At 66.9% G+C, this 20966-nt stretch carries 21 protein-coding genes; 14 read left to right on the forward strand and 7 right to left on the reverse strand.

Going from position 1 to position 20966, the window contains the following annotated elements; genetic code table 11:
- Positions 1-2 precede the first annotated feature (2 nt).
- The 4 genes from qhpG to BCEP18194_RS00815 all read left to right on the forward strand — a co-directional run bounded on the left by qhpG (position 3) and on the right by BCEP18194_RS00815 (position 4644).
- Positions 3-1505, forward strand: coding sequence for a flavin-dependent monooxygenase QhpG (qhpG, locus tag BCEP18194_RS00800; protein WP_244272862.1), 1503 nt, complete (start codon positions 3-5; stop codon positions 1503-1505).
- A 513-nt stretch (positions 1506-2018) separates the two neighbouring features.
- The gene (locus tag BCEP18194_RS00805; RefSeq protein ID WP_011349373.1) at positions 2019-2609 is read left to right on the forward strand and encodes an NUDIX hydrolase; all 591 of its coding nucleotides are present in this window, start codon (positions 2019-2021) and stop codon (positions 2607-2609) included.
- Between the two features lie 418 nt (positions 2610-3027).
- Positions 3028-3351, forward strand: coding sequence for a hypothetical protein (locus BCEP18194_RS40950; protein WP_011349374.1), 324 nt, complete (start codon positions 3028-3030; stop codon positions 3349-3351).
- Positions 3352-3858: 507 nt separating this feature from the next.
- Entirely contained in the window at positions 3859-4644 is a 786-nt protein-coding gene (locus tag BCEP18194_RS00815) for an ABC transporter substrate-binding protein (protein ID WP_041492397.1), read from the forward strand.
- Here the strand turns inward: BCEP18194_RS00815 and BCEP18194_RS00820 are convergent.
- From BCEP18194_RS00820 to BCEP18194_RS00830, 3 genes are read right to left on the reverse strand one after another with little or no spacing between them, the layout of a single operon-like run.
- Positions 4632-5030, reverse strand: coding sequence for a LysR substrate-binding domain-containing protein (locus BCEP18194_RS00820; protein WP_011349377.1), 399 nt, complete (start codon positions 5028-5030; stop codon positions 4632-4634). The two genes, BCEP18194_RS00815 and BCEP18194_RS00820, sit on opposite strands and share 13 nt — an antisense overlap.
- 16 nt (positions 5031-5046) lie before the next feature.
- Complete coding sequence (locus BCEP18194_RS00825) at positions 5047-5778, reverse strand: LytR/AlgR family response regulator transcription factor (RefSeq protein WP_011349378.1); 732 nt, start codon at positions 5776-5778, stop codon at positions 5047-5049.
- Position 5779: 1 nt separating this feature from the next.
- Positions 5780-6853 carry a sensor histidine kinase gene (locus tag BCEP18194_RS00830; RefSeq protein WP_011349379.1) on the reverse strand — a complete coding sequence of 358 codons (1074 nt, stop codon included), beginning with the start codon at positions 6851-6853 and terminating at the stop codon, positions 5780-5782.
- Between the two features lie 237 nt (positions 6854-7090).
- On the opposite strand from BCEP18194_RS00830, the gene BCEP18194_RS00835 reads away from it, so the two are divergent.
- A complete protein-coding gene (locus BCEP18194_RS00835) occupies positions 7091-7624 on the forward strand; it encodes a hypothetical protein (RefSeq protein WP_041492398.1) in 534 nt (177 codons plus the stop codon).
- Between the two features lie 216 nt (positions 7625-7840).
- Here the strand turns inward: BCEP18194_RS00835 and BCEP18194_RS00840 are convergent, their stop codons facing one another.
- The 4 genes from BCEP18194_RS00840 to BCEP18194_RS00855 are packed head-to-tail and all read right to left on the reverse strand — an operon-like array spanning position 7841 to position 12009.
- Entirely contained in the window at positions 7841-9103 is a 1263-nt protein-coding gene (locus BCEP18194_RS00840; protein ID WP_011349381.1) for a hypothetical protein, read from the reverse strand.
- A gap of 3 nt (positions 9104-9106) precedes the next feature.
- Positions 9107-9892 carry an outer membrane lipoprotein-sorting protein gene (locus tag BCEP18194_RS00845; protein ID WP_011349382.1) on the reverse strand — a complete coding sequence of 262 codons (786 nt, stop codon included), beginning with the start codon at positions 9890-9892 and terminating at the stop codon, positions 9107-9109.
- A 15-nt stretch (positions 9893-9907) separates the two neighbouring features.
- The gene (locus BCEP18194_RS00850) at positions 9908-11305 is read right to left on the reverse strand and encodes an ABC transporter permease (protein WP_011349383.1); all 1398 of its coding nucleotides are present in this window, start codon (positions 11303-11305) and stop codon (positions 9908-9910) included.
- A complete protein-coding gene (locus tag BCEP18194_RS00855; RefSeq protein WP_167315999.1) occupies positions 11302-12009 on the reverse strand; it encodes an ABC transporter ATP-binding protein in 708 nt (235 codons plus the stop codon). The genes BCEP18194_RS00850 and BCEP18194_RS00855 overlap by 4 nt, the downstream gene beginning before the upstream one ends.
- Positions 12010-12452: 443 nt before the next feature.
- Here BCEP18194_RS00855 and BCEP18194_RS00860 point away from each other — a divergent pair, with 443 nt between their 5' ends.
- From BCEP18194_RS00860 to BCEP18194_RS00900, 9 genes are all read left to right on the forward strand, one after another.
- Positions 12453-12836, forward strand: coding sequence for a hypothetical protein (locus BCEP18194_RS00860; RefSeq protein WP_244272819.1), 384 nt, complete (start codon positions 12453-12455; stop codon positions 12834-12836).
- Positions 12833-13204 carry a hotdog fold domain-containing protein gene (locus tag BCEP18194_RS00865; RefSeq protein ID WP_011349387.1) on the forward strand — a complete coding sequence of 124 codons (372 nt, stop codon included), beginning with the start codon at positions 12833-12835 and terminating at the stop codon, positions 13202-13204. Before BCEP18194_RS00860 ends, BCEP18194_RS00865 begins: the two co-directional genes overlap by 4 nt.
- A complete protein-coding gene (locus BCEP18194_RS00870) occupies positions 13201-13929 on the forward strand; it encodes an SDR family NAD(P)-dependent oxidoreductase (RefSeq protein ID WP_011349388.1) in 729 nt (242 codons plus the stop codon). The genes BCEP18194_RS00865 and BCEP18194_RS00870 overlap by 4 nt, the downstream gene beginning before the upstream one ends.
- A 25-nt stretch (positions 13930-13954) precedes the next feature.
- Complete coding sequence (locus BCEP18194_RS00875; protein WP_011349389.1) at positions 13955-14311, forward strand: acyl carrier protein; 357 nt, start codon at positions 13955-13957, stop codon at positions 14309-14311.
- Between the two features lie 95 nt (positions 14312-14406).
- On the forward strand, positions 14407-15504 hold the full coding sequence (locus BCEP18194_RS00880) for a beta-ketoacyl synthase N-terminal-like domain-containing protein (RefSeq protein WP_011349390.1): 1098 nt from the start codon (positions 14407-14409) through the stop codon (positions 15502-15504).
- On the forward strand, positions 15501-16775 hold the full coding sequence (locus tag BCEP18194_RS00885) for a beta-ketoacyl-[acyl-carrier-protein] synthase family protein (protein ID WP_011349391.1): 1275 nt from the start codon (positions 15501-15503) through the stop codon (positions 16773-16775). Before BCEP18194_RS00880 ends, BCEP18194_RS00885 begins: the two co-directional genes overlap by 4 nt.
- Positions 16772-18238, forward strand: coding sequence for a class I adenylate-forming enzyme family protein (locus BCEP18194_RS00890; protein ID WP_011349392.1), 1467 nt, complete (start codon positions 16772-16774; stop codon positions 18236-18238). The genes BCEP18194_RS00885 and BCEP18194_RS00890 overlap by 4 nt, the downstream gene beginning before the upstream one ends.
- 25 nt (positions 18239-18263) lie before the next feature.
- Positions 18264-19499, forward strand: a complete 1236-nt coding sequence (locus BCEP18194_RS00895; RefSeq protein ID WP_011349393.1) for a hypothetical protein — start codon at positions 18264-18266, stop codon at positions 19497-19499.
- On the forward strand, positions 19492-20955 hold the full coding sequence (locus BCEP18194_RS00900; RefSeq protein ID WP_011349394.1) for an MATE family efflux transporter: 1464 nt from the start codon (positions 19492-19494) through the stop codon (positions 20953-20955). The genes BCEP18194_RS00895 and BCEP18194_RS00900 overlap by 8 nt, the downstream gene beginning before the upstream one ends.
- The last annotated feature ends 11 nt before the right edge of the window (positions 20956-20966 follow it).

Here is a 20966-nt window from a genome sequence, read left to right on the forward strand (position 1 = left end):
ACATGCTCGTGACCGGCGCCGGTCCCGCTGGCCTGTGCGCGGCGCTGCGCTTGAACCATCTCGGGCATCGCGTGCTGCTCGTCGAGCGAAGCCCGCTATGGCCGCGTCCGCAGATCGGGGAAGCGCTGACGCCGGGTGTCAGAAACATCATCGACTACCTCGACGCGGACGAGGTGCTCGAATCCGTTCCCATCGTCGCAGGCAAGCCCACGCGCGTACGCTGGACGAGCGAATCGATCGAGACGGTGGCGCACGACGGCGCCGTCGTGGAGCGCGCCGCATTCGATGCGGCGCTGCTGCGCCTGGCCGTGGCGCGCGGCGTGGACGTGCTGCGGCCGGCGAGCCTCGCGCAAGTCGACGGAGCGCCCGGTGCCTGGCGCGTGCAGATCGCTACGCCCGACGGGCTGCGGAGCGTCGAGGCACACGTGCTGCTCGATGCCCGGGGCCGGCAGAGCCGGCGCGAGCCGCAGCGCTTGCACGCGCGTCGGCTGTCCACGGTATGGGCCGAAGCCGCGATGGCAACACCGGCAGCGCATGCCGATGCCGCCACGCGCGTGGAAGCGCTCGATGATGGATGGATGTGGGGCGCTGCGCTGCCGGGCGGCCGTTACCGCGTGATGTTCACGTTCGATCCGTCCGCGCGGGACGACGCGCGCGAACGCGAGCCGGCATCGGTCTTGCGCAACGCCTGCACGCGAAGCGCCTTGTTCAAGGACATGGCAGGTGTGCGCTGGTGCGATTCGCCGCGCATGTGCGTATCGACGCCCTACGTCGACGCGCTCTCGTGGCAGGACGGACGCATCAAGCTCGGCGACGCGGCCTTCGCGCTCGACCCGATCTCGTCTTCGGGCGTCGAGAAGGCGATGCGCTTCTCGCTCCAGGCCGCTATCGCGATCAACACGTGGTGCCGCGCAAGCGATGCTTCGGAGCGCGAACTGGCGCAGCGCTTTTACGAATCGCGGCTGATCGAAGGCGCGGCGCGTCATCTCGCATGGACTGCCGGGTACTACCGTCAGGCATGGTGCGCCGAAGCGCCTTTCTGGCGCCTGCGCTCGGCGCCCGCATTGACGTCCGATACGGTTGCGACACCCTCGCTCGGCGACGAAACCGCGGCGCGCGTAGACCTCATGACGCACGCGCTGCAAGATGAATGGGCGCGCGTGCCGTCGGACCAGCCGCAGCCCGGCGAGCCCGCGCCTCCGCCTCCGTTGCCCTTGCACAGTCCGATCCGCTTCGCCCGCAATACCGGCATCGTCGTGGTGCCTTGCGCGACCGACGACCGCGTCACCGCGCATCCCGCCTTGCAGCATCCGAGTCTTGATCGACCCGTCGCGTTCTGGAATGGCGTGGCGCTGTTTCCGCTCCTCGACATGCTGACGCGGGCAACGCATCCGCTCGAGCTGATGGCGTTTCTCGGCAGGTCGATGGAAGCGGCCAGCGCGCAACAGCTGCTCGAATGGCTGTGGAGCAGGCAAATGGTCGAGCCCGCTGTCTTCGGCGCGTGAATGCCTGCTATTGGGCGGCGCGAGCACACTCGCTTCGCGAGCGCTTGTCCCGTCGTGCAGCGATATTTCCCGGACCATCGCTCGTCTGTTGCGGGAACGCGGTTTGAACTGTCGAGGCTTTCTGATGAACTGGCGAGCGCTCAGCACTGACTCAAGCGTGCTCGACGGAGCCATCGGGAGATGACGGCGGCTGCCAGGCGGTGGCCCAACATCACGGCGAGTTGACACGGTCTTCGCGACACATCTTTGCGTCGCAAACGGTGACGACTTTTTTCGGTCTGCGTTTCGCCAATTCGATCCGACGCATTGCAATTAAACGCAGCAAGCATCGCAAATAGGTTCAAAAAAATTAACGATCATCGCCAAAAAATCAAATGGCTAAAATATAAAAATAAATGATCTTGATGTTGAGTGACATGCCGATCGGAACTGGCGAAATTTCGGGAAGGCACTATCATCCAATGTGTATGGTCGTGTCGTTCCATCAACCCGATCCGGAGTGAAATTAAAAACATGGCTCAGACATATGCTGTCGTGCGCGATTCTTCGAAGAATTTCTTTATTGCCGTCAAGAATACTAAGGGGTTCTTTTTTCATACCGACAACAACGGCAACGGCGTTATCTATCAGAACGGCACCGTGATCAAGAACGGCCCTGGGGAGTCCGCGCTTCCCGGCGGAGGGCTGGCAGCGAACACCGATCCGGCGATCGGCGCGGCAAATGAATTTCAGGAGGAGACCGGCGTCGAGCTTCGCAATTTCGACGGAAAGTTGATGCCGAAAGAGTGGCATGGCGTGACGGGCAAGTACGAGTATTACGGCGTCTACTACCAGTTCTCGAGCGCGGTATTCAACGATATCAGCAGCAGGGCAATTGCCAACCTCAGGACGGGCGCCGACGCAGCTGCCGCTATTCGTAATGGGAAAATCAAAACCTACAAGGATATTTTCAAAACGTATCCAAATTGCCCGGCAGACAATGAACTCGCAACCGGCTCGGTCTGGAATCTCGATAGGGACTGGAGCAGGATTCAAGCATTGAACAACAGCCAAAGCACCAGCTGGTTCTACGAAATTCTCAAGAATCTCAAGAATAATATTTGATCAGGACGATTTCCCGGCTGGAACGAGCGAGTGAGCCGCATCGTGGCGACATGCTCCGCGTGTCGTCCCGATGTGCGGCGTCCACCTCATGGCAGGTGCACTGTCCGGTCGGAATCGGCGCGCATTCGCGCAGTGTCGCCGCGAATGCGTATCACGCACACGGCGTCGGACGCCGCCTTCCATCGAATTGGCGCTTTCCGGCAGGTTCGCTCGATTGACGATGCTGTCGAGCGGGAAATCCGATCCGTTTCAACTCTTCAAGAACGTGTTCCACCATCCCTGAGTCGCGCCAGGACGTGTCGAACCGTCGAAAAGACCCGCAGCAGTCAGGCAATTGTGTCAGGCCGGCCGAGGTGTACGTCGTGTGGTCGGATCGTTTCACGTCGACGAACCCATGCCACCGGCGTGACGCCACGCGTTGAATCGCCACGAACGCAGCACGCTCGCACGTTGGATCGCTGTGAATCAAGAAGAGCAGGCCCGCGCACGCGCTCTTCTGGTACTGGCGGACGCGCCCCAACACGTTGAAGCGATCATCGCTGCGCTTGGGGCGGCAACCGACACGTTGTCAGTCGAGGACGCCGATCCGCTTTGGGCACAATTGCAAGCCATCGCGCGAACGACTGGAATTGACAACACGGCACGCAGCACGGCTTATCACCGGGACGCGCGGGCTTGTCGCATCGTCTGGAACATTTCACGTCCGATTTCTGGTGTTTTTTTAGTGTTCGAACTGGAGTGACGAGCGGGCTCAAAAAGCTTCAACATGAAGATGTCGAGCTATGGCAACGATCTTTCGATGGTTGCCCTTGAGGACGATAGCCGCGTCCGGCATATGACGATTGCCAATTCGATCGCTCGCTGGGTCGCCAACACGTTCGACGCGCATAGGTGGCACTGCACGGAATGCGGTCGATTATTTTCGATGTGTCGCATGGAAATCGAATGAAGGACGCGTCGAAATTCTGGATGCTCAATCGGATAAGGCACAATACAACCGGAATCGGTGATCTGAAAAGGCCACGCTTGCGTGTGCCGAATCAAGCACGGCGGAAGCGCCCGCTATTTCTCGAAACAGAGGATGGAAAATCCTCCGTCCGGTGGAATGCAGGATTGAGGCGGCGCGACGACCGACGGCGGGGAACTCGACGGCTGCCGTGCAGGTTCCGGTTTCGACGAATCAGGCGTCGTCACCCGCTTCGAATCGATCGGTTCGAAGGGTAAATGCCAACGCAGTTATTTCAACTACATGGAGAAAAGAATGAAGAGGATCATGATCGGACTGGTTGCACTTGCCATGTCCGCAACCGGGTTTGCCAAGGAATGGACGACGATTCGCATTGGCGTCGACCCGTCTTATCCTCCGTTTGAATACAAGAAACCGTCTGGCGAATTGACGGGCTTCGGCGTGGATCTCGGCAATGAAGTGTGCAGGCGCCTCAACGCGAAATGCCTCTGGGTCGAAAATGCATTTGACGGCATGATTCCCGGCCTGAAGGCGCGGAAATTCGACGCGATCCTGTCGTCGATGTCGATGACGCCTGCGCGATTGAAGCAAATCGATTTCTCGAACAAGACGGCGCACGCACCGACGTTTCTTGTCGTGAAAAAGGGCTCGGGTATCCAGCCGACGCCGGCATCGCTCAACGGTAAAGCCATCGGCGTGCTGCAAGGCTCGATGCAGGAGACGTATGCGAAGGCGCATTGGGAAGGTGGCGGCGCGCGCATCCTGTCGTATCAGAACCAGGATCAGGTGTATGCCGACCTGACCAACGGCCGGCTCGATGCGGCGTTGCAAAACGGCGTCCAAGCATCGCGCGGCTTCTTGAATACGCCGCAAGGCAAGGACTACGCGTTCGCGGGCGGTGAGCTGAGCGATCCGAAGATTTTCGGACCGGGTCAGGGCATCGGCATTCGCAAGGACGACACGGACCTGAAGGACAAGATCAACACGGCGCTCGCCGCGATCCGTGCCGACGGGACGTATGACAAGATCGCCAGTCGCTATTTCAATTTCGACATCTACGGCAATTGAGCGCATGCGCGTTGCTCGCCGCCCAGCGGCACGGCAATCATGTCCTTCTCGATGACCTGTCCCAGCCGGATCCCGGCATCGAAGCCACGCTCGACGATATCGAATTCTTCCTCCGTGACGGTCACGTCGATGGTCACGTCGGGATAACGCTCGGCAAAGCTTGCCAGCAACGGGCCTGACAGGAAGGACTCGGCAATCGACGTGGCCGTGAGCCGAAGATGGCCGCGCGGCGCGTCGGTCGTGTCCGTTGCATCGAGCGCGCTGCCGATATCGACGAGCGGTCCCTCCAGCGACTGCACCAGTTGCGCGCCCGCGTCGGTCGATTGAACCGATCGCGGGGTGCGCACCACCAGCGCGACGCCGATCCCCGTCGTATGCGAGATCATGCCGCCGCGACTGGATTTACATCTGCTTGAAGAGGCCCGCACACGCACGACTGACCGGCAGAACGTCTCCGCTTCCGCGCAAATGGATGCGCTGGCGGCCAAGCAGGTCGCGTTCGATGTGATCGATCGCCGCATAGGCGACGATCACGCCGCGATGCACCTGCGCGAAACGCTCGGTATCGAGCCGCTGAAGCATTTCCCGGAGGGGCGTGCGGATCACGTGCCGCTCGCTCGCGGTCACGACCTCCGTGTATTTGTCCGCTGCCTGGAAATACAGCACTTCGTCCACCGAAACGAGCCGGGTCGTGTCCCGGAGGCCCACGGTTATCCAGCGAATGGGCGCCGCATCGCGCGGCTCGGCGGCATTGGCCAGGAGTTCGGTGTCGGTCGGGGCCGGGCCACCGCGCTGCAGCTTGACGATACAGCGGAGGAGGCGATCGTCGGCCACGGGTTTCAGCAAATAGTCGATCGCCGACTGGTCGAACGCCTGAACCGCGTACTCGTCGTAGGAGGTCACGAATACGACGTGCACGTGCGGGACCAGGCTCGCGATCTTCAGCCCGTCGATACCGGGCATCCGGATGTCGAGGAACGCGAAATCCGGGCGCTTTGCATTCAGTTCGGCGAGCGCGTCGACGCCGTTGCGCGGCATCCCCACGATCTCCAGCTCGGGCCACAGCGTGGCGAGGCGCGCGGCGAGCTCGGCGGACAGGTTGGGTTCGTCGTCGGCGATCAGGGCTGTCGGCATATCAGGCAATCGGGATCTGCAAGGTTGCGGTCACGCCCCGCATGGCGTCGGCGTTCGCGCCGACCGACACGCGGCCGCGCTCGCCATAAAGGCTGATCATCCGGGCGCGAATGTTCGCGAGTCCCACGCCGCCGTGGAGCTTCGTGCCGCCGTTGCCGAGCCCCACGCCGGTGTCGCTCACGCTCAGGACGAGCAGGCCGCCGTCGCGCGTGCCGCGAATGCGGACTTCGCCGCCGTCGACCGACGGCTCGATGCCGTGCAGCAACGCGTTCTCGACCAGGGGCTGCAGCAGGAGCGGCGACAGCGGCAGGGCCCGCAGCGCGTCCGGCACGTCGATCGTATAGCGCAGGCGTTCCTCGCCGAGCCGGATCGTCGCGATCTTCAATAGCGCCTCGACGAGTTCCAGTTCTTCCTCCAGCGTGGAGGTGGCCTTGCGCGTGCGCCCGAGGCTCGCGCGCAGATAGCGGTTCAGGCTGTCGAGCATCGTCGTCGCGCGGGCCGGGTCACGCTCGATCAGGCTCTGCACGTTCGCCAGCGTATTGAACAGGAAATGCGGCTCGATCTGGGCCTGCAGCAACGCGAGCCGCGCGGCCGTTTCGGCCTGGCGCGCCTCGGCGGCCTCGCGCCGCTGCGTCTCGAGCGACGTGCGCATGCGGGCGGCCTGCACGAACACCGAGACGAATGCGCAGGCTGCGCCGGCGACGATGAACGACGAGCCGTAGGCCAGCCAGACCTTGACGCCCGCATGCCCGATCAGGTGCGGGACGTGCCCGATCGTCGAGGCCGCGACTTCGAAACCGATGAACACGCTGGCCGGCGCGACGATCAGGATCTTCGGCACCAGCGCGAGCTTGCCGCGCACGAGGCGGTCGATGGCGACGCTGAGCAGCGTCGCGCTGAAACCGATGCCGTTCGCGACGACCAGGTACGGCAGCAGCGCCTCGTTGCGGCGCGTCGCCCAGAAGATCAGCCCGACCGCCGAGTTGAAACAGAACAGCCCCAGCAGCGAGCGGCCCCGTTGCGCGGGGCCGACGTGCGGTTCGAACGACAGGAAGGCGAACGGCTTGCTTGGCATGGGAGCGAGCGGGAGCGGATTGCGGAGATGGTAGCGTAATTCGCGACGGCAATGCGACCGGTGATCGGCGCTGGGCTGCGACGCGGGCGCGGCAGTCGGCACGGACGTTCGCCGGACCTGAGGGCCGTTCATCGGTCGATTTCCACCGTTCATCGCAACGCGCGGCGCGGGGTCCGGCCGGCCGCTATAGTCGCTGACATGTCCGCCGGTTGCGGCGCTTCCGTACAGGTACTCACCATGCCCCATTTCCCTGCCTACGTTTACGTCTTGTTCTGCGTGCTCGTCTATATCGGCGTGAAGCGCTGCTTCGTGCGCGAAGTCCGGCCCGTGCGTCCGCTCCTGTTTCCGGTCGTGTTCGTCGGTCTCGGCCTGTCGAGCCTCGGCCACCTGTTTCCCCGGGCGGGCGCCGATGCGTACGCGGCGGCTGTCGCGATGCTCGTGGTCGGCACCGCAGGCGGCTGGTTCCACGCGCGCCGCTGGCGCCTGCAGTTCAGGACCGGGCCGGAAGGCATGTTCGTGCGCCTGCCGGGCGACGCGAGCCTGCTGGTCACGCTGCTCCTGACGTTCGCCGCCGAGACGTTCATTCATTACGCGATCGCGACCTCGCGGCCGTGGGCGGCCACCGGCGCCTTCGCGGCCCTGTCGTTCGCGGTCTGGGGCGGGCTCGTCGGCATGCCGCTCGGCCGTGCGATCAACGTGGTGACGCGCAGCATCCGTCATGCGAACGGTGCGCCGGAGGAAGGCGGCGGGTCCGCGCTCGAGTCGCGCTGAGCGCGGCCGGAGCGCCGGCGAGGACGGATGTCGCGCGCCGTCGCGAATCCGGCAGGCCGCAGGGTCGCACCCGCCGTTCCCGCGTGAGCGCGGTCCGCGCGCCGCAACACACTGCCGAGCGTCACGCTGCCTGCCGCGCCCGACGCACTGCGCCGGGCGCGTCTTGCATGATGCGTGCCGGCGGTCACGCTTTCCTCGCTTCTCGCGTTTCCCTGTTCAAAAGAAAAACGTCGCGATCGCCTGCACGATCTCGCTTTGCGCCTGCGCGCCGTAGACGCTGCGCGCCGAGCCGTGGTTGCTCTGCCATTGCACGGCAAAGTCGGTGCGTGGCCAGTGATAGCGCGCTTCGAGCCACGTGAAGTAGCTGTGGTCGTCGAGGTTGTAGCGCGCCATCGCGGTCAGCCCCAGATGCTGGACGAAGACATCGGGCATCGATGCATAGACGAACAGCGAGCGCCGCGTCATCAGCTCCTGCGCGATGCTCGCTGAGTCGCGATAGCGCCAGTATCGCGACGGATCGTTTTGCAGCGCCCGCCATGCGGCGGCGCTCGCGCTGGCGCCGTCGTAGTCGTATTCGAGCGTCAGCGACAGTTTGTTCGCGAAGGTATGGGTGACGCCGGTCGCGAGCTTCGAGGTCCAGGACGATGCGGCCTGTGAGAAATCGGCGACCGCGCTGCCGCGGCCGATCGCGTATTCGAGGAACCCGACCGTCGCATCGTCGATCAGCGTGGTCGCGTTCACGCCCAGCTGCGGGGCGATGCCTTCGCCGCCGTACAGCAGCCACTGCGGCGAGAAGTTGCCGAACAGCCGTTGCGACCCGCTCAGCATGTAGCGGGTGCGCGCGTTCGTCGCGCCGAGATCGGGATTGAAGGTTGCTTCGTTCGGATGCGTGTCGAGCCGCGGCGACACCAGGGCCGTCATCGAGCCGCTGCTCCACAGCAACTGCCCGCGCGCCATCACGCTGCCGAGCCGGTTTTCGCGCAGGCTCTCGGGATCGATCGATACGACCGAGCGCAGCGCGCCGGCCTTGAAGAAGTCCGTGGGATTGAAGCCCGACGCGACGCCTTCGCGCAGGTTCACGCGGCCGACATCGACGATCGCGTTCGGGCTCGCCTGCCAGCTCACGTACGCCTGCTTCAGCGTGTCGACCGCGTTGTACTGCGACGTGCCCGCGCGCCATCCCGCATCGAAGCGATTCGACACGATCACCCGCCAGTTGCCGGACGTGCCGTCGTACGACAGCGTGTTCGACACGCGCGCGTTGTCGTTGAGCGTCACGGGCCCGGTCTGGCTCGCCGCCGTGTAGTTCGCGACGGCGGCCTCGAACGTGCCCCGCCAGTTGCCTGGCGTCACGGGCGCCGCCGTCGCCGTGTCGGCGAGCCGCAGCGCGTCGCCGTCCGCGTCGTCGGCCGCGACGGCGGCCTGCGCGGCCGCGAAGCCCGCCGCGCAGACCAGCACCGCGACCCGGGATCGCGCCATCGTCTAGTCGGCCTTGAAGCGGGACAGGTACGCGCGCTGCAGCCACGCGTCCGGAATGTCGCGCCACGCGTAGTCGGTGTAGCGCATCACCGTGACCCAGCTGGGATCGAGCCCGTCGATGATGACGGTTTCCGTCGGCCGCGCCGCGCCCAGCTGATCCTGGTAGTGCCGGTAGTACGCGATTTTCAGCACGCTGCCGCTGGCCGCGAAGAAGCGCGCCTTGACCGGCCGCTTCGTGTCGCTGGCAATCCACAGGTCGATCGCGTGATACGTGACGTCCGGCGCGCGCGCCGTCAGGTGCAGCCGGTAGCAGTGCCGGGTCTGGTGCTCGCCGTCCGCCACGTTCTCCTCGCCCGCGAGCGACGCGTCGTAGTCGTTTGCCCAGTTGACGGTCACGACGTCGCCGTTCGCGGCCTGGCCGAGCAGGCGCTGCTGCGGCGAGATCCGCACGCTGGCCTGGCTCGACGGATCGTAGAACCACAGATCGTTGCCGTTCTTGAGCATCAGCTTGTTCGCGTCGCGGGCCGGGGCGACGAACTGCACCAGCGTGCGGAACTGGCTGGTTGCCGGGTCCGCCTTCGAGTAGATCTTCAGCACCTCGGCGTCCGTCTGCTGTCCGTTGCGGAATTCGAGCAGCGTCGTCGTCAGGCCGAACGGCTTGTCGGGGTTGCGCACCGCGTCGCTTTGCGCGAGCAGCTGTTGCGCCGACGGCTCTGCCGCCGCGGCCGCGGTGGTGGCAATCGCGAGCAGCATCGCCGCGGTGCGCAGGATCGGGAGGGGGAATCTCATGGTGGCGGCTCCAGGTCAGGCGAAACGCAGCGCGTCCACGATCGGCAGGCGGGCGGCACGGTGCGCGGGCAGCCAGGCCGAGAGCGTCGCGACCACCGTCACGCCGAGCGCGTAGCGCGCGATCATCCCGAACTCGCCCCACACGCGTACCGACAGCGCGACCGGATCGGTCTGTCCGGGTGGTGTCCAGTGCAGGCCGGCGCGGTTGATCGCGACGCCCGCCGCCAGCGCGAGGACGGTGCCTGCCACCGCGCCGCAGAGGCCGAGCAGGCACCCTTCGCAGACGAACAGGCGGCGAATGCCGGCGCCACGCAGGCCGAGTGCGCGCAGCGTGCCGATCTCGTGCGTGCGCTCCATCACGGCCATGTTCATGGTGTTGCCGACCGTGAACAGCACGATCGTGGCGATCAAGACCGCGATGAAGCCGAAGATCGCGCCGAACATGCCGGTGACCTGGCCGTACTGCGGATTCAGCGTCGCGAAGCCGAGCACCTCGAGCGGCTCGCCCGCGAGCCGGGTGCGCAGCAGCGTCTGGATGCGCGCGCGCGCGGCGGGCAGATCGGCCGTGTGCTTCAACTGCACGACGATGGACGTCACCTTCGCACTCGGGCCGCTGCCGTAGACGAGTTGCTGCGCCTGCGGCAGATGCACCTGCACGAACAGGTCGTCGACCTGCTTGACGCCTTGCTTCTGCGCCGCGATCACCGACAGTTCGGCGACGTTCGGTGCGCCGTACGCGTTCGACGTCAGCAGCTCGAGACGGGCGAGCCCGCTGCGGTGCACGGGTTTCGCGGCGGCCTCGGCCTGCGAGAGCGACGCGATGTCGTCGGGCAGGTCCGACGCGCCGGCCGGGGCGGCCGTCACCGGATCGCGGCAATCGGGTACCCGCAGCGCGTCGCACAGGTGCAGCACGCGCGCGACGCCCGTGCCGATCACGGCGGCATTCGCGGCGCTGCCGGTCAGCGCGAGGGGCGTTGCCCGGTCGGCGAAACCGTAGTCGTTCCACTGTCGCATCCGGTTCTGGTCGGCCACGACGATCCCGCTGCCCGAGACGGTGCGCGAGACGCCCGCCGCGAAGTTGCCGGCGATGCCGTTGATCGCCAGCACCGGCGTCACGACCGTCACCTCGCGTGCGAGCTCGGGATCGCCGAGCACGGTGTCGATGATCTTCCGGTAGTCGGCGATCCCGTACGAGACGGGGTCGCCGCTGCCGTACAGGAAATAGTCGCGGTGCTGGATCTGCAGATGGCCACCCTGGCGCACGTAGCTGGTCTGGAGTCCGTAATTGATGTCGCGCGCATAGCCGCCGAACAGCAGGATCGCGGCCAGGCCGACGACCATCGCGAGCAGCGTGGTCGACGAGCGGCGGCGGTTGCGCAACAGGTTGCGGAAGGCGAGGACCCAGAGGCTCATTGGCAGGCCTCCTCGTGCAGGGTGGCCGAGCGGGTGTCGACGACGCGCCCGTCGCAGATCGTCGCGACATCGTCCGCGGCGGCGATCACCTGCGGGTCGTGCGATGAAAACACGAACGACGTTGCGCGTTCGCGCTGCATCGTGCGCATCAGCGCGATGATGGCCGCGCCCGTCGCGCTGTCCAGGTTGGCCGTCGGCTCGTCGGCCAGCACGAGCGCCGGCTCGGTGACGAGCGCGCGTGCGATCGCGACGCGCTGTTGCTGGCCGCCCGACAGCTGGCCGGGCCGGCGATTCGCCTTGTCGCCCATGCCGACGGCGTCGAGCAGCGCGAGCACCCGGTCGCGGCGCCGCGCGCGGGCGACGCCCAGCAGGGTCAGCGGATATTCGACGTTCTCGAACGCGCTGAACACGGGCAGCAGGTTGAACGACTGGAACACGAAGCCGACGTGGCGCGCGCGGAAATCGGCCAGCGCATTTTCGCGCATCGCATCGATTCGCTGGCCCGCGACCGTGATGGCGCCGCGCGTCGGGCGATCGATGCCGCCGAGCAGGTTGAGCAGCGTCGTCTTGCCGCTGCCGGACGGTCCCGACAGCACCGTGAAGCGGTTCGCGAGAATCTCGAGCGACGCGTCGTCGGCCGCCGCGACCGCGAGCGGTCCGGTTCCATAGGTTTTCGTGACATGACTCAAGCTGGCCGCCAACACGGACACCTCCCAGGGTATTCGATCGATGTCGCCACCTTAGCGGCAACCGCGCGCCCGCATGGCGCAGTGCGACGAACGGCGGAACGCGCGGACGAACGGCATTCCTCCCCGACGAACGGCGGGCGTCGGCGGGCGCTGTCGCGCACCGGCGCGGCGAGCGGGTCGCGGCCCGTCGGCGGCCGTCCCCCCGCGTTGCATTCCATCGGCTCCATGCGCGGTTCGTCGCCCGTTTCTGCAATTGGTCGCACGATCGTTTCTTCCGGCGACGAATCGATACACTCGCAGCCGATCAGCATTTGATCCGCACGACAACGGCCGACGTGAGAGCAGTCACCGGGGTGCGAGAAGCCGAAACATAGACATAACAAGGCATAAAAATGAGCGATACCAGGTTTGAGAGGGGGAGCGAGACAGCGCGGCCGGGCTTTCTTGCTCTTTGTCGAGTGGTCCGGGATCCGTCCGATCCCGCGCGTTTCGCGGGCGATGCCGATCCGCGGCGATATGGCGACTGGTCGAGCGCACAGCCGGCGTTGCTCGTCATCGAGGCGCTGCATCAGTTCGCGGTCAAGGCGTCGCGCACGATGCACGGCGCGCCGGCGCTGATGGTGCCGGCGCAGTTGCGCGAACTGACGCTGCACCGCGTCGACGGCTATCCGCGGCTGGCGCTGTCCGGCACGGTCGCGAAGCACGGCGACGGATACCGGGTCGACGTGTCGGCGCGCAATGCCGATGCCAATATGTATCCGGCCGTCGCGTCGGGTACCGTGTTCGTCGCGCTGATGCCGGCCCGCGTGCCCGCGTTCTCCGCGCCGGGAGCACGGCCATGATGCCGGCCACCGCGACGGCGGCGGCCATGATCACCGGCGAACAGTTCGGCGTGATCGACGTGGCGAACACCGCACCGCTCTTCGACGAGCACTTCGAGCAGTTTCCCGTGCTGCCCGGTTCGTTCAGCCTCAGCCTGGCGATCGGGATGCTGTTCGATGCGCTCGGCATCGAGGCGAACCGGCCGGCGCCGGCACTCACGCTCCGCAAGGTCAGTTTCATCTGCCCGGTACGGCCGGGCGAACGCCTGACCGCGCGCCTGCGACGCCTGCAGCAGGACGGGGCGCGCACCACCGCGCACGTCGAGCTGCGCAACGCGAACGGCCAGGGCGTGATGGACGGCATCCTCAGCTGGGAGCACGACGCATGACGAAGCTCGCCATCGTCACGGGCGGAACCCGCGGGATCGGACGCGCGATCGTCGACGCGTTGATCGCCGACGGCCACACCGTCTACTTCACCTACCGATCGAATCCCGAGCTGGCCGACGCACTGGAGCGCACGTACGACGGCGCGGCGCGCGCGTTCCGGGTCGACGGCGGCGACTGGGACGCGGTGCAGGCGTTCGCCGATCGCGTGAACGCGGAAGCGGCCGTCGACGTGCTCGTGAACAACGCGGGCATCAACGACGACGCGCTGCTGATCGGCAGCCCGTTCGCCCGCTACTGGGAGGCGTTGCGGATCAACCTCGGCGCGACGATGGCGTTCTGCCATGCGTTCGGCGACGGGATGCAGGCGCGCCGGCGCGGCGCGATCGTCAACGTCTCGTCGATCGCCGCGCGCAAGCCGAAGGCTGGCAACGGCGCGTACGGCGCGTCGAAAGCGGGGATCGAGCGTTTCACGAAGACGCTCGCGCTCGAGATGGCGCGCTTCGGCGTGCGCGTCAACGCGGTCGCACCGGGGTTCGTGCGCTCCGACCTGTTCGAGCGCTTCCTCGCGTCGCAGGACGCGGCGGCGTTCTATCGCCAGATTCCGATGCGAAAGATCCTCGAGCCCGACCAGGTCGCGCGCGCGGTCCTGCTGCTTGCGAACGGCTCGCTCGCAACGACCGGCAGCGTCGTCGATCTCGGCAATGGCGAAAACATCAGTGGCTGACCCAGTGACTCAAGGAGAGTGGACCATGAAGGAAGACATCAAGAACATCGTCGCGCAAATCCTCTATCTGAGCGGTCCCGAGCAGGTGACCGATTCCGCGTCGCTGTTCCGCGAGCTGAACATGAGCTCGATCGACTACGTCGACCTGTGCTACGAGCTCAAGGACAAGGTGGACAACCGCATCAGCCTCGAGAACCTGTGGCCGTTCAACCGGATGCTGCTCGATCCGCAATGCCACACCGGCACCGAGTGGACCGACGCCGGCTGGCAGCAGGTGTGCGACGTGATGAGCTGGAACGGCCACGAGAAATGCAGCCTGCAGGATCTCTACGAGCATTTCTCGGTGAACTACATCGAGCACCGCATCGCGCAGTTCAGCTGACCCGGGCGCTCCGCCCGCGTCGCAGGAACGCCGCACCGCGCGGTGCGGCATCGCGCACCCGCCCGGTTTTCGACTCACGTGAATGGGGACTTGCCATGTCGTACATCACCGGCCTCGGCATCGCGACGGCCGCTTTTCCCGACATCGCGTCGCTGCTGGACGTCGACTTCGCCGCGCGCGCGCCGCTCGCGCCGGCCGAGAAGCCCGGCGACTACGTGCGCGCCAACCTGCCGTTTCCGCTCGTGCAGCGCATGGCGCGCGAGGATCGTTCGCTGCTGAACCCGGGTTCGCGTCTCGCGTTGCAGGTGGCCGCCGAGGCGTTCGACGCGGCATCGGCCGGCCGGCCCTACACGGACGAAGAGCGCGAACGGTTCGCGGTATTCACGGGTGTCGAAGGCGAGGACGCGACGATGGCCGTGCTCACGCCGCTGCACGCGCGTCACGGCCTCGACGGCTGCGGCTACTTCGGCGAGGTCAAGGCGGACCTGAATCCGCTCGACATGCTGCGCCTGCTGACCACCAACGCGCTGTACCAGATATCGAAACTGTTCGGGCTGCGCGGCGAAGGCTATCCGCTGCAACGGATGTCGCTGACCAGCCTGTGCGCGCTCGAGGAAGCGCACCGGCAGATCGAGGGCGGCGCGATCGACCGGGCCGTCATCGCGGCCGTCGGCGACATGACGTCGGCCGACAACGTCGCGGCGTTCGAGAAGATGGGCCTGTTGCGTACGACGTCGCACCCGGTCGGCATCGTGCCCGCGTTCGGGGCCGTCGGCGCGGTTGTCGAACGCACGCCGCGCGACGGGTGCGCGCCTTGTGCGCAAGTGCTCGACGTTCACTCGCTGTACAAGCCCGACACGTCCGTGTCGAGCGCCGACTGGTCGCGGCTGTTCGCCCGCTTTCCCGGCGAGGCCGCGCTCGGCGTGCCGCACGTCGTGCTGTACCAGAACGGCGAGCCGTCGCTGGGCAAGGCGGAGCGTAACGCCGTTGAGCAGGCATGGCCGAATGCCGTCACGCATGCGTACAAGCCGCATGTCGGCTATACCGGGCGGGCGAACAACCTGATCGACCTGGTCCTCGCGATCGCGGATCCGGCCATTCCGGTCGGCGCGCCCGTGCTGGTCAACGGCATCGGCGTGTCGTCGGGCCTCGGTGCGATCCTGGTGCGCAAGCTGAGCGGGGTGGGGCGATGAAACCGCGATCGGACGCCATCGTCATCAGTGCATTCGGCGCCGTCACGCCGCTCGGCGGTAGCTACGCCGAACTGCATGCCGCGCTGCGCGAAGGCCGCTCCGGCATTCGCCGGATCGAGAAATTCGATTGCTCGACCTACACGACCCGGCACGCGGGCGTGCCCGACGAAGGCAACGAGCGCGTGCGCTGGCCTTCGACGCGGCGGATCGGGACCGAGCAACTGTACGGCGATCTGGCCGCCGCGCGGCTGCTCGCGCAGGCGCCGTTCGTCGTGCGCGACTATGCGCCGGAGCGCATCGGCTGCCTGGTCGGCGTCGACGTGCCGGCCACCGACGTGCAGAGCGCGCTCGAACTCGTCGACAAGGTCAACGGCGACAAATCGCGTGACGCGCTGATCCGCGTGCTGGTGTCGCACATGCGCATGAGCGAGTTCGTGAGCGGCGACGCGACCTCGGTGTTCGGCGCGATTCATCGCCACATTCCGTTCAGCGGCTGCGCGCTCGCGCACGTGGGCCTGTGCTCCGCGTCGCTGCAGGCGATCGGCATGGGCATGCTCGCGCTGCGCCAGGGGCGGGTCGACGCGGCCATCGTCGGCGGCGTGTCCGGCAAGGTCAATCCGCTCAATCTCGCGCGGCTCGAAGCGCTCGACGTGATCTCGACCGACGTGAATCTCGACCCCCGGCATCGTTCGCGGCCGTTCGACGTGCGTCGCTCGGGCTTCGTGCTCGCGGAAGGCGCGGTGCTGTTCCTGCTCGAGCGCGAATCGGCCGTGCGCGCCCGCGGCGATACGCCGCTCGCGCGCGTTGCCGGCTACGGGGCGAGCCTGGCCGCCGAGCACATCGTCATCCCGCACCTGCAGTCGCTCGAGATGCGGCTCGCGATGCGGCGCGCGCTCGACGATGCGGGATGCGCGCCGGCCGATATCGACTACGTCAACGCGCACGGAACGTCGACGGTGCTCAACGACAAGCACGAATCGGAGGCGATCCGCGCGATCTTCCCGACGCGGCCCGCGATTCCCGTCACCGCCAACAAGTCGCAGCACGGTCACCTGATCGCGACGGCGGGCGCGATGGAAGTGCTGAACACGGCGATCGGGCTGCGGGAGCGATTCATTCCGGCGACCATCAACCTCGACGAGCAGGCGCAGGAATGCCCCGTCAACGTGGTGCGCGCCCCGACGCCGAGCGACGCGCGGCGCGTGCTCAAGAACTCGTTCGGGATGGGCGGCCTCGCGGCCTCGCTCGTGCTGGAAGGAGCGGCTGCATGAAGTTCGCGTCGCTGCTTGCCCGGGAGGCGAACTGGCAGATCGTGCTGCACGGGGCGCGCCTGACGGCGGAAGACCTGCGCGCGCGGCTGCGGGCCGCGCGGCGTGCGCTCGGCGCGCTGGAGCCGCACCTGCTCGGGCGCGGTTGCCTGATCGCGGTCGGCTTCTCGGGGTTCGACTATTTCCTGTTCACGCTGCTCGCGTCGACGCTCGGCTGCCGGATCGTCCTGTGCGACCCGAAGATGCTGTCCGCCGCGCTGCGCCAGTACCGGCTCGATGCGCTCGCGGTCGTCGCGACCCGGTCGATCGCGTGCGACGGGCTGCCCGTCGTCGTGCTCGACCCGGCGTTGGCCGAAGCCGAGGCGTCCGGGCCCGACGCGTTCGCGTGGGCCGACGCCGGTGCGCCGCGCGCGCAGATCGTCTTCATGACGTCGGGCACGACGAGCGCGCCGAAGCTGGTCGTCTACGACGAAGCGCAACTCGTCGAGAATGCGCTGGCCGTCGGCCGCTATCTGGGCGTGCAGCCCGGTGACGGCGTGCTGTGCATGTTTCCGACGCACTACATGTACGGCTTCTCCACGATGATGAACGGCCTGCTGGCCGGCGCGACCGTCTGGCTCGAACGGGCGTCGCTGACCGCGCACGAGGTGCTCGGCTACCTGGGCAGCGGCCGGATCCGCTTCGTGCCGTTGATCCGCAGCATTGCCGAGCGCGTGTGCGACCTGGCCGAGGTGACGCCGGGCATGCGGTTCGACGGCATCGTCGTGCTCAATGCATCCGACCGCATCTACGCGGCGCAGGTGCGCCGCCTGCTCGCGCTCGGCGCGTGCGTGTGGAACAACTTCGGCCAGACCGAATCGGGGCCGCGGATCTTCGCGCTGCCGCTCACGCCGGACGATCTGCCGCACGTCGATTCGTACTGCTTCGAGGGCGTCCTTGCGCCCGGCCGCCCGATCGATCCGCGCATCGAGCTGTCGATCGTCGACGCGCAGGGCCGGCCGTGCGCACCGGGCGAGCCCGGCCATCTGCTTTACCGCACGCCGTATGCGATGCACGGCTATCTGCTGCCGGACGGCAGCGTGCGGCGCTTCACGACGCTCGAATCCGGCGACCTGGTGTTCCGCCGCGACGACGGGGTGGTGTTCTGGGTCGGCCGCCGGGACGAGACGGTCAAGTGCAACGGCCGGCTGATCAACGTCAGCCTGCTGCACCAGCATTTCGACGCGTTCGACGACATCGCGAAGAGCTATTTCCTCGCCGATCCGCAGACCGGCGCGCTGACGGTGTTCGTCGTGCCCGGCCTGACGCCGGCCGGTGCGGACGTGGATTTCAAGGCGCGCATCCTGAGCCGCTACCGGGCCGCGTTCCCGTTGTATCCGCGTATCGCCGACGTGCTGTTCGTCGACGACCTCCCGGTCACGAGCACCGGAAAGATCTCATTGCGTCTCCTGCGCGAAAGCGCATGACCGCGGCCTGAACCTGGAGCCCACGATGTCCGACCGCACGACCCGCTTCGATTCCTCGGCCGTGAGCGAAGCGCTTTCGTACGATGCCCGCTATGCGCATGTGCTGCCGACGGGCGTGGCCAGCTACGCGGCCTTCCGCACGCTGGTCGCGATCGAGACGGCCGACGACCTGAAGCGGCGCGTGCTCGACCATCTCGATCACGACGATCTGGCCGGCGCGACGTTCTACACCACGTCGGGCACGAGCGGCGACGTGAAGCTGCTGCTCAACGCGCCGGCGCGCAAGCGGCCCGACACGACCTATGGCCGGGCGCTCGCGAACGCGCTGGCGGGAACGGCGATCGCGCCGACGGACCGGGTGGCGAACCTGTTTACCGCCGGCGGCTTCTCCACGCTGTACGACGGCGTGAACCGGCTGCTGGAAGCGATCGGCGCGAACGTACTCCCGATCGGGCGGCTGGACGCCTACGGCGCCGATTTGCCGGCGATGCTGAACCTGATCGGCCGCGCCCGCCCGAACGTCCTGGTCGGCACGCCGACGAGCGTGCTGCAATGCCTGCGGCTGCTCGACGCGCACGGTGTCGATCTCGACGTCACGAAGATCCTCTACACCGGCGAGGCGTTCCCCGAGCGCAAGCGCGCGATCGTGCGGCGGCGCTGGCCCGATGCGGCATGCTTCGGGCTGTACGGCGCCACCGAAACGGGCTTTCTCGGCTATCACACGCCGCGCTGCGCGGAAGGGCATTACCACGTGCTCGACGACTGGTTCTTCCTCGAGGAGGAGGACGGGCAGCTCCTCGTGACGAGCCGCGCGAACCCTGGCCTCGCGATGCTGCGCTACCGGCTCGGCGATCGCGTGCGCGTCGGGCCGTCGGTGCGCTGCACGTGCGGCGAGGGCGGCTCGGTCGTCGTGCTGCAGGGCCGCGCGGATCAGCGCTTCAAGTTTGCGGGCAACCTCGTCAGCACCGAGCTGCTCGCGCAGCGGCTGGCGGCGTGCGTCGGCCGGCCGCTCGATTGCCAGTTTCGCCTGGACGCCGACGCGCACGGGCGCGACTGCCTGACCGTCGTGCTGGATCTGGGCGACGACGAACTCGCGCCGCTCGCGTCACGGCTGACCGACGCGCTGCTGGAGATCGAGGACGTGCGCGAATGCATCGACAAGGGCGAGGGTCGCCTCGACGTGCTCGGTCGCGACGCATTGCGCTACTCCGCGCGCCAGAAGCTGCCGCGCCTGATCGACGAGAGGCATGCCCATGTCTGACGATCGCGCCACCGTCGCGCCTGCCGCGCCCGCCACCTCTGCCACATCCACCGCCGCTGCCGCGTTGGCCTCGACGCGCGCGTCGCGGGCCGACCGCATGCGACAGTTCGTGGCCGAGGTGCGCGCGACCTGGCTGATGCTCTATCCGATGGTGCTGTCGTCGATTTTCGGCTACTGCATGACGCTGTTCGACTATCGCTGGATTCGCGACCTGCCGGCGGAGGACATGGCGCTGCTCGCGCTCGTCAACGGCAGCGTCGCGACGTTCCTGTTCCTGCTCGGCAAGAGCTTCGAGGAGTCGTTCGTCGCGGTGTTCGCCAAGGCGCCCCGCGAGGACCAGGGCCGGCTGTTCGTGCAGAGCCTGGTGTTCGCGGGCGCGATCGGCGTGCTGGTCGTGCTGGTGCTGATCGGCACGCGGGCACCGCTGATGACGTTCATTTCCGGCGGCCAGTTCCACGGCGAGCGCATGTTCGGCTATTACGCGCTCGTGATCGGCAGCTTTCCGCTCACGCTGCTCAGCACCGCGCTTTCCGCGGCGATGCGCACGTACGGCGATACCAAGTCGCCCGCCCGCATCAGCATCGCGTGCGGCGTGGTCAACAACATCCTCGATCCGCTGCTCGTGTTCGGGCTGTTCGGCCAGCATCCGTCGCTGCAGCTGTTCGGCCTCGCGCTGACCTCGTGGATCACCAAGAGCCTGTATCTCGGCTGGTGCGTCCGGTGTATCCGCCCGCGGCTGCGCCGCGAGCAGGTCGTGCTGCCGCGTCCCGGCGTGGAATGGCCGACGCAGCGACGGCTGCTGCGCATCTTCCTGCCCTCGGCCGCGCTCGAGGCGTTGACCTTTCTCGCGAATACGGCCGTCTATTCGCTGATCGCCCGCTATGGCGTGCGCGCGATCGGCGGGTACGGCATCGGCTTCGAATTGATGACGATCGGGTTCATCCTCATCAAGGGCCTGAGCATGGTGTTCATGATCCGGATCGGTCATCTCGTGCGCAGCCGGGCGCCGTCCCGTGCGGCACTGCAGTCGGTGATGCTGCTGGGCGTGCTGTTCACCGCGGCGATCAGCATCGCGTTCTTCCTGCTGCGCTCGCTCGCGCTGCGCTTTCTCGCGTCGGACGCGGGCGTGATCGCGGTTGCGTCCGCGCTGCTCGACTACGTGCCGCTGTTCGTCTTCAGCTATCTGCTGACGAACCTCGTGACCGGCTGCTTCCAGATTCTCGAACGCCCGGCGCGCGCGATGGCGCTCGGGCTGTTCTTTTCATGGGTCGTCACCCCGGGCGCGATCTACCTTGGCGTCACGCACCATCTCGCGCTCACGCAACTGTTCGCGCTGCTCGCGGGCGTGAGCGTCGTGCGCCAGGCCGTGTACCTGACGATTTTCCTGCGGCTCATGCGCAGGCTCGGCGCCGCGCCGGCCGCACCGCCGGCCGGCGCGCACGCCGCGGCCGGATGATTCCACGACCG

The organism is Burkholderia lata (assembly GCF_000012945.1).
Taxonomy (GTDB): Bacteria; Pseudomonadota; Gammaproteobacteria; order Burkholderiales; family Burkholderiaceae; genus Burkholderia; species Burkholderia lata.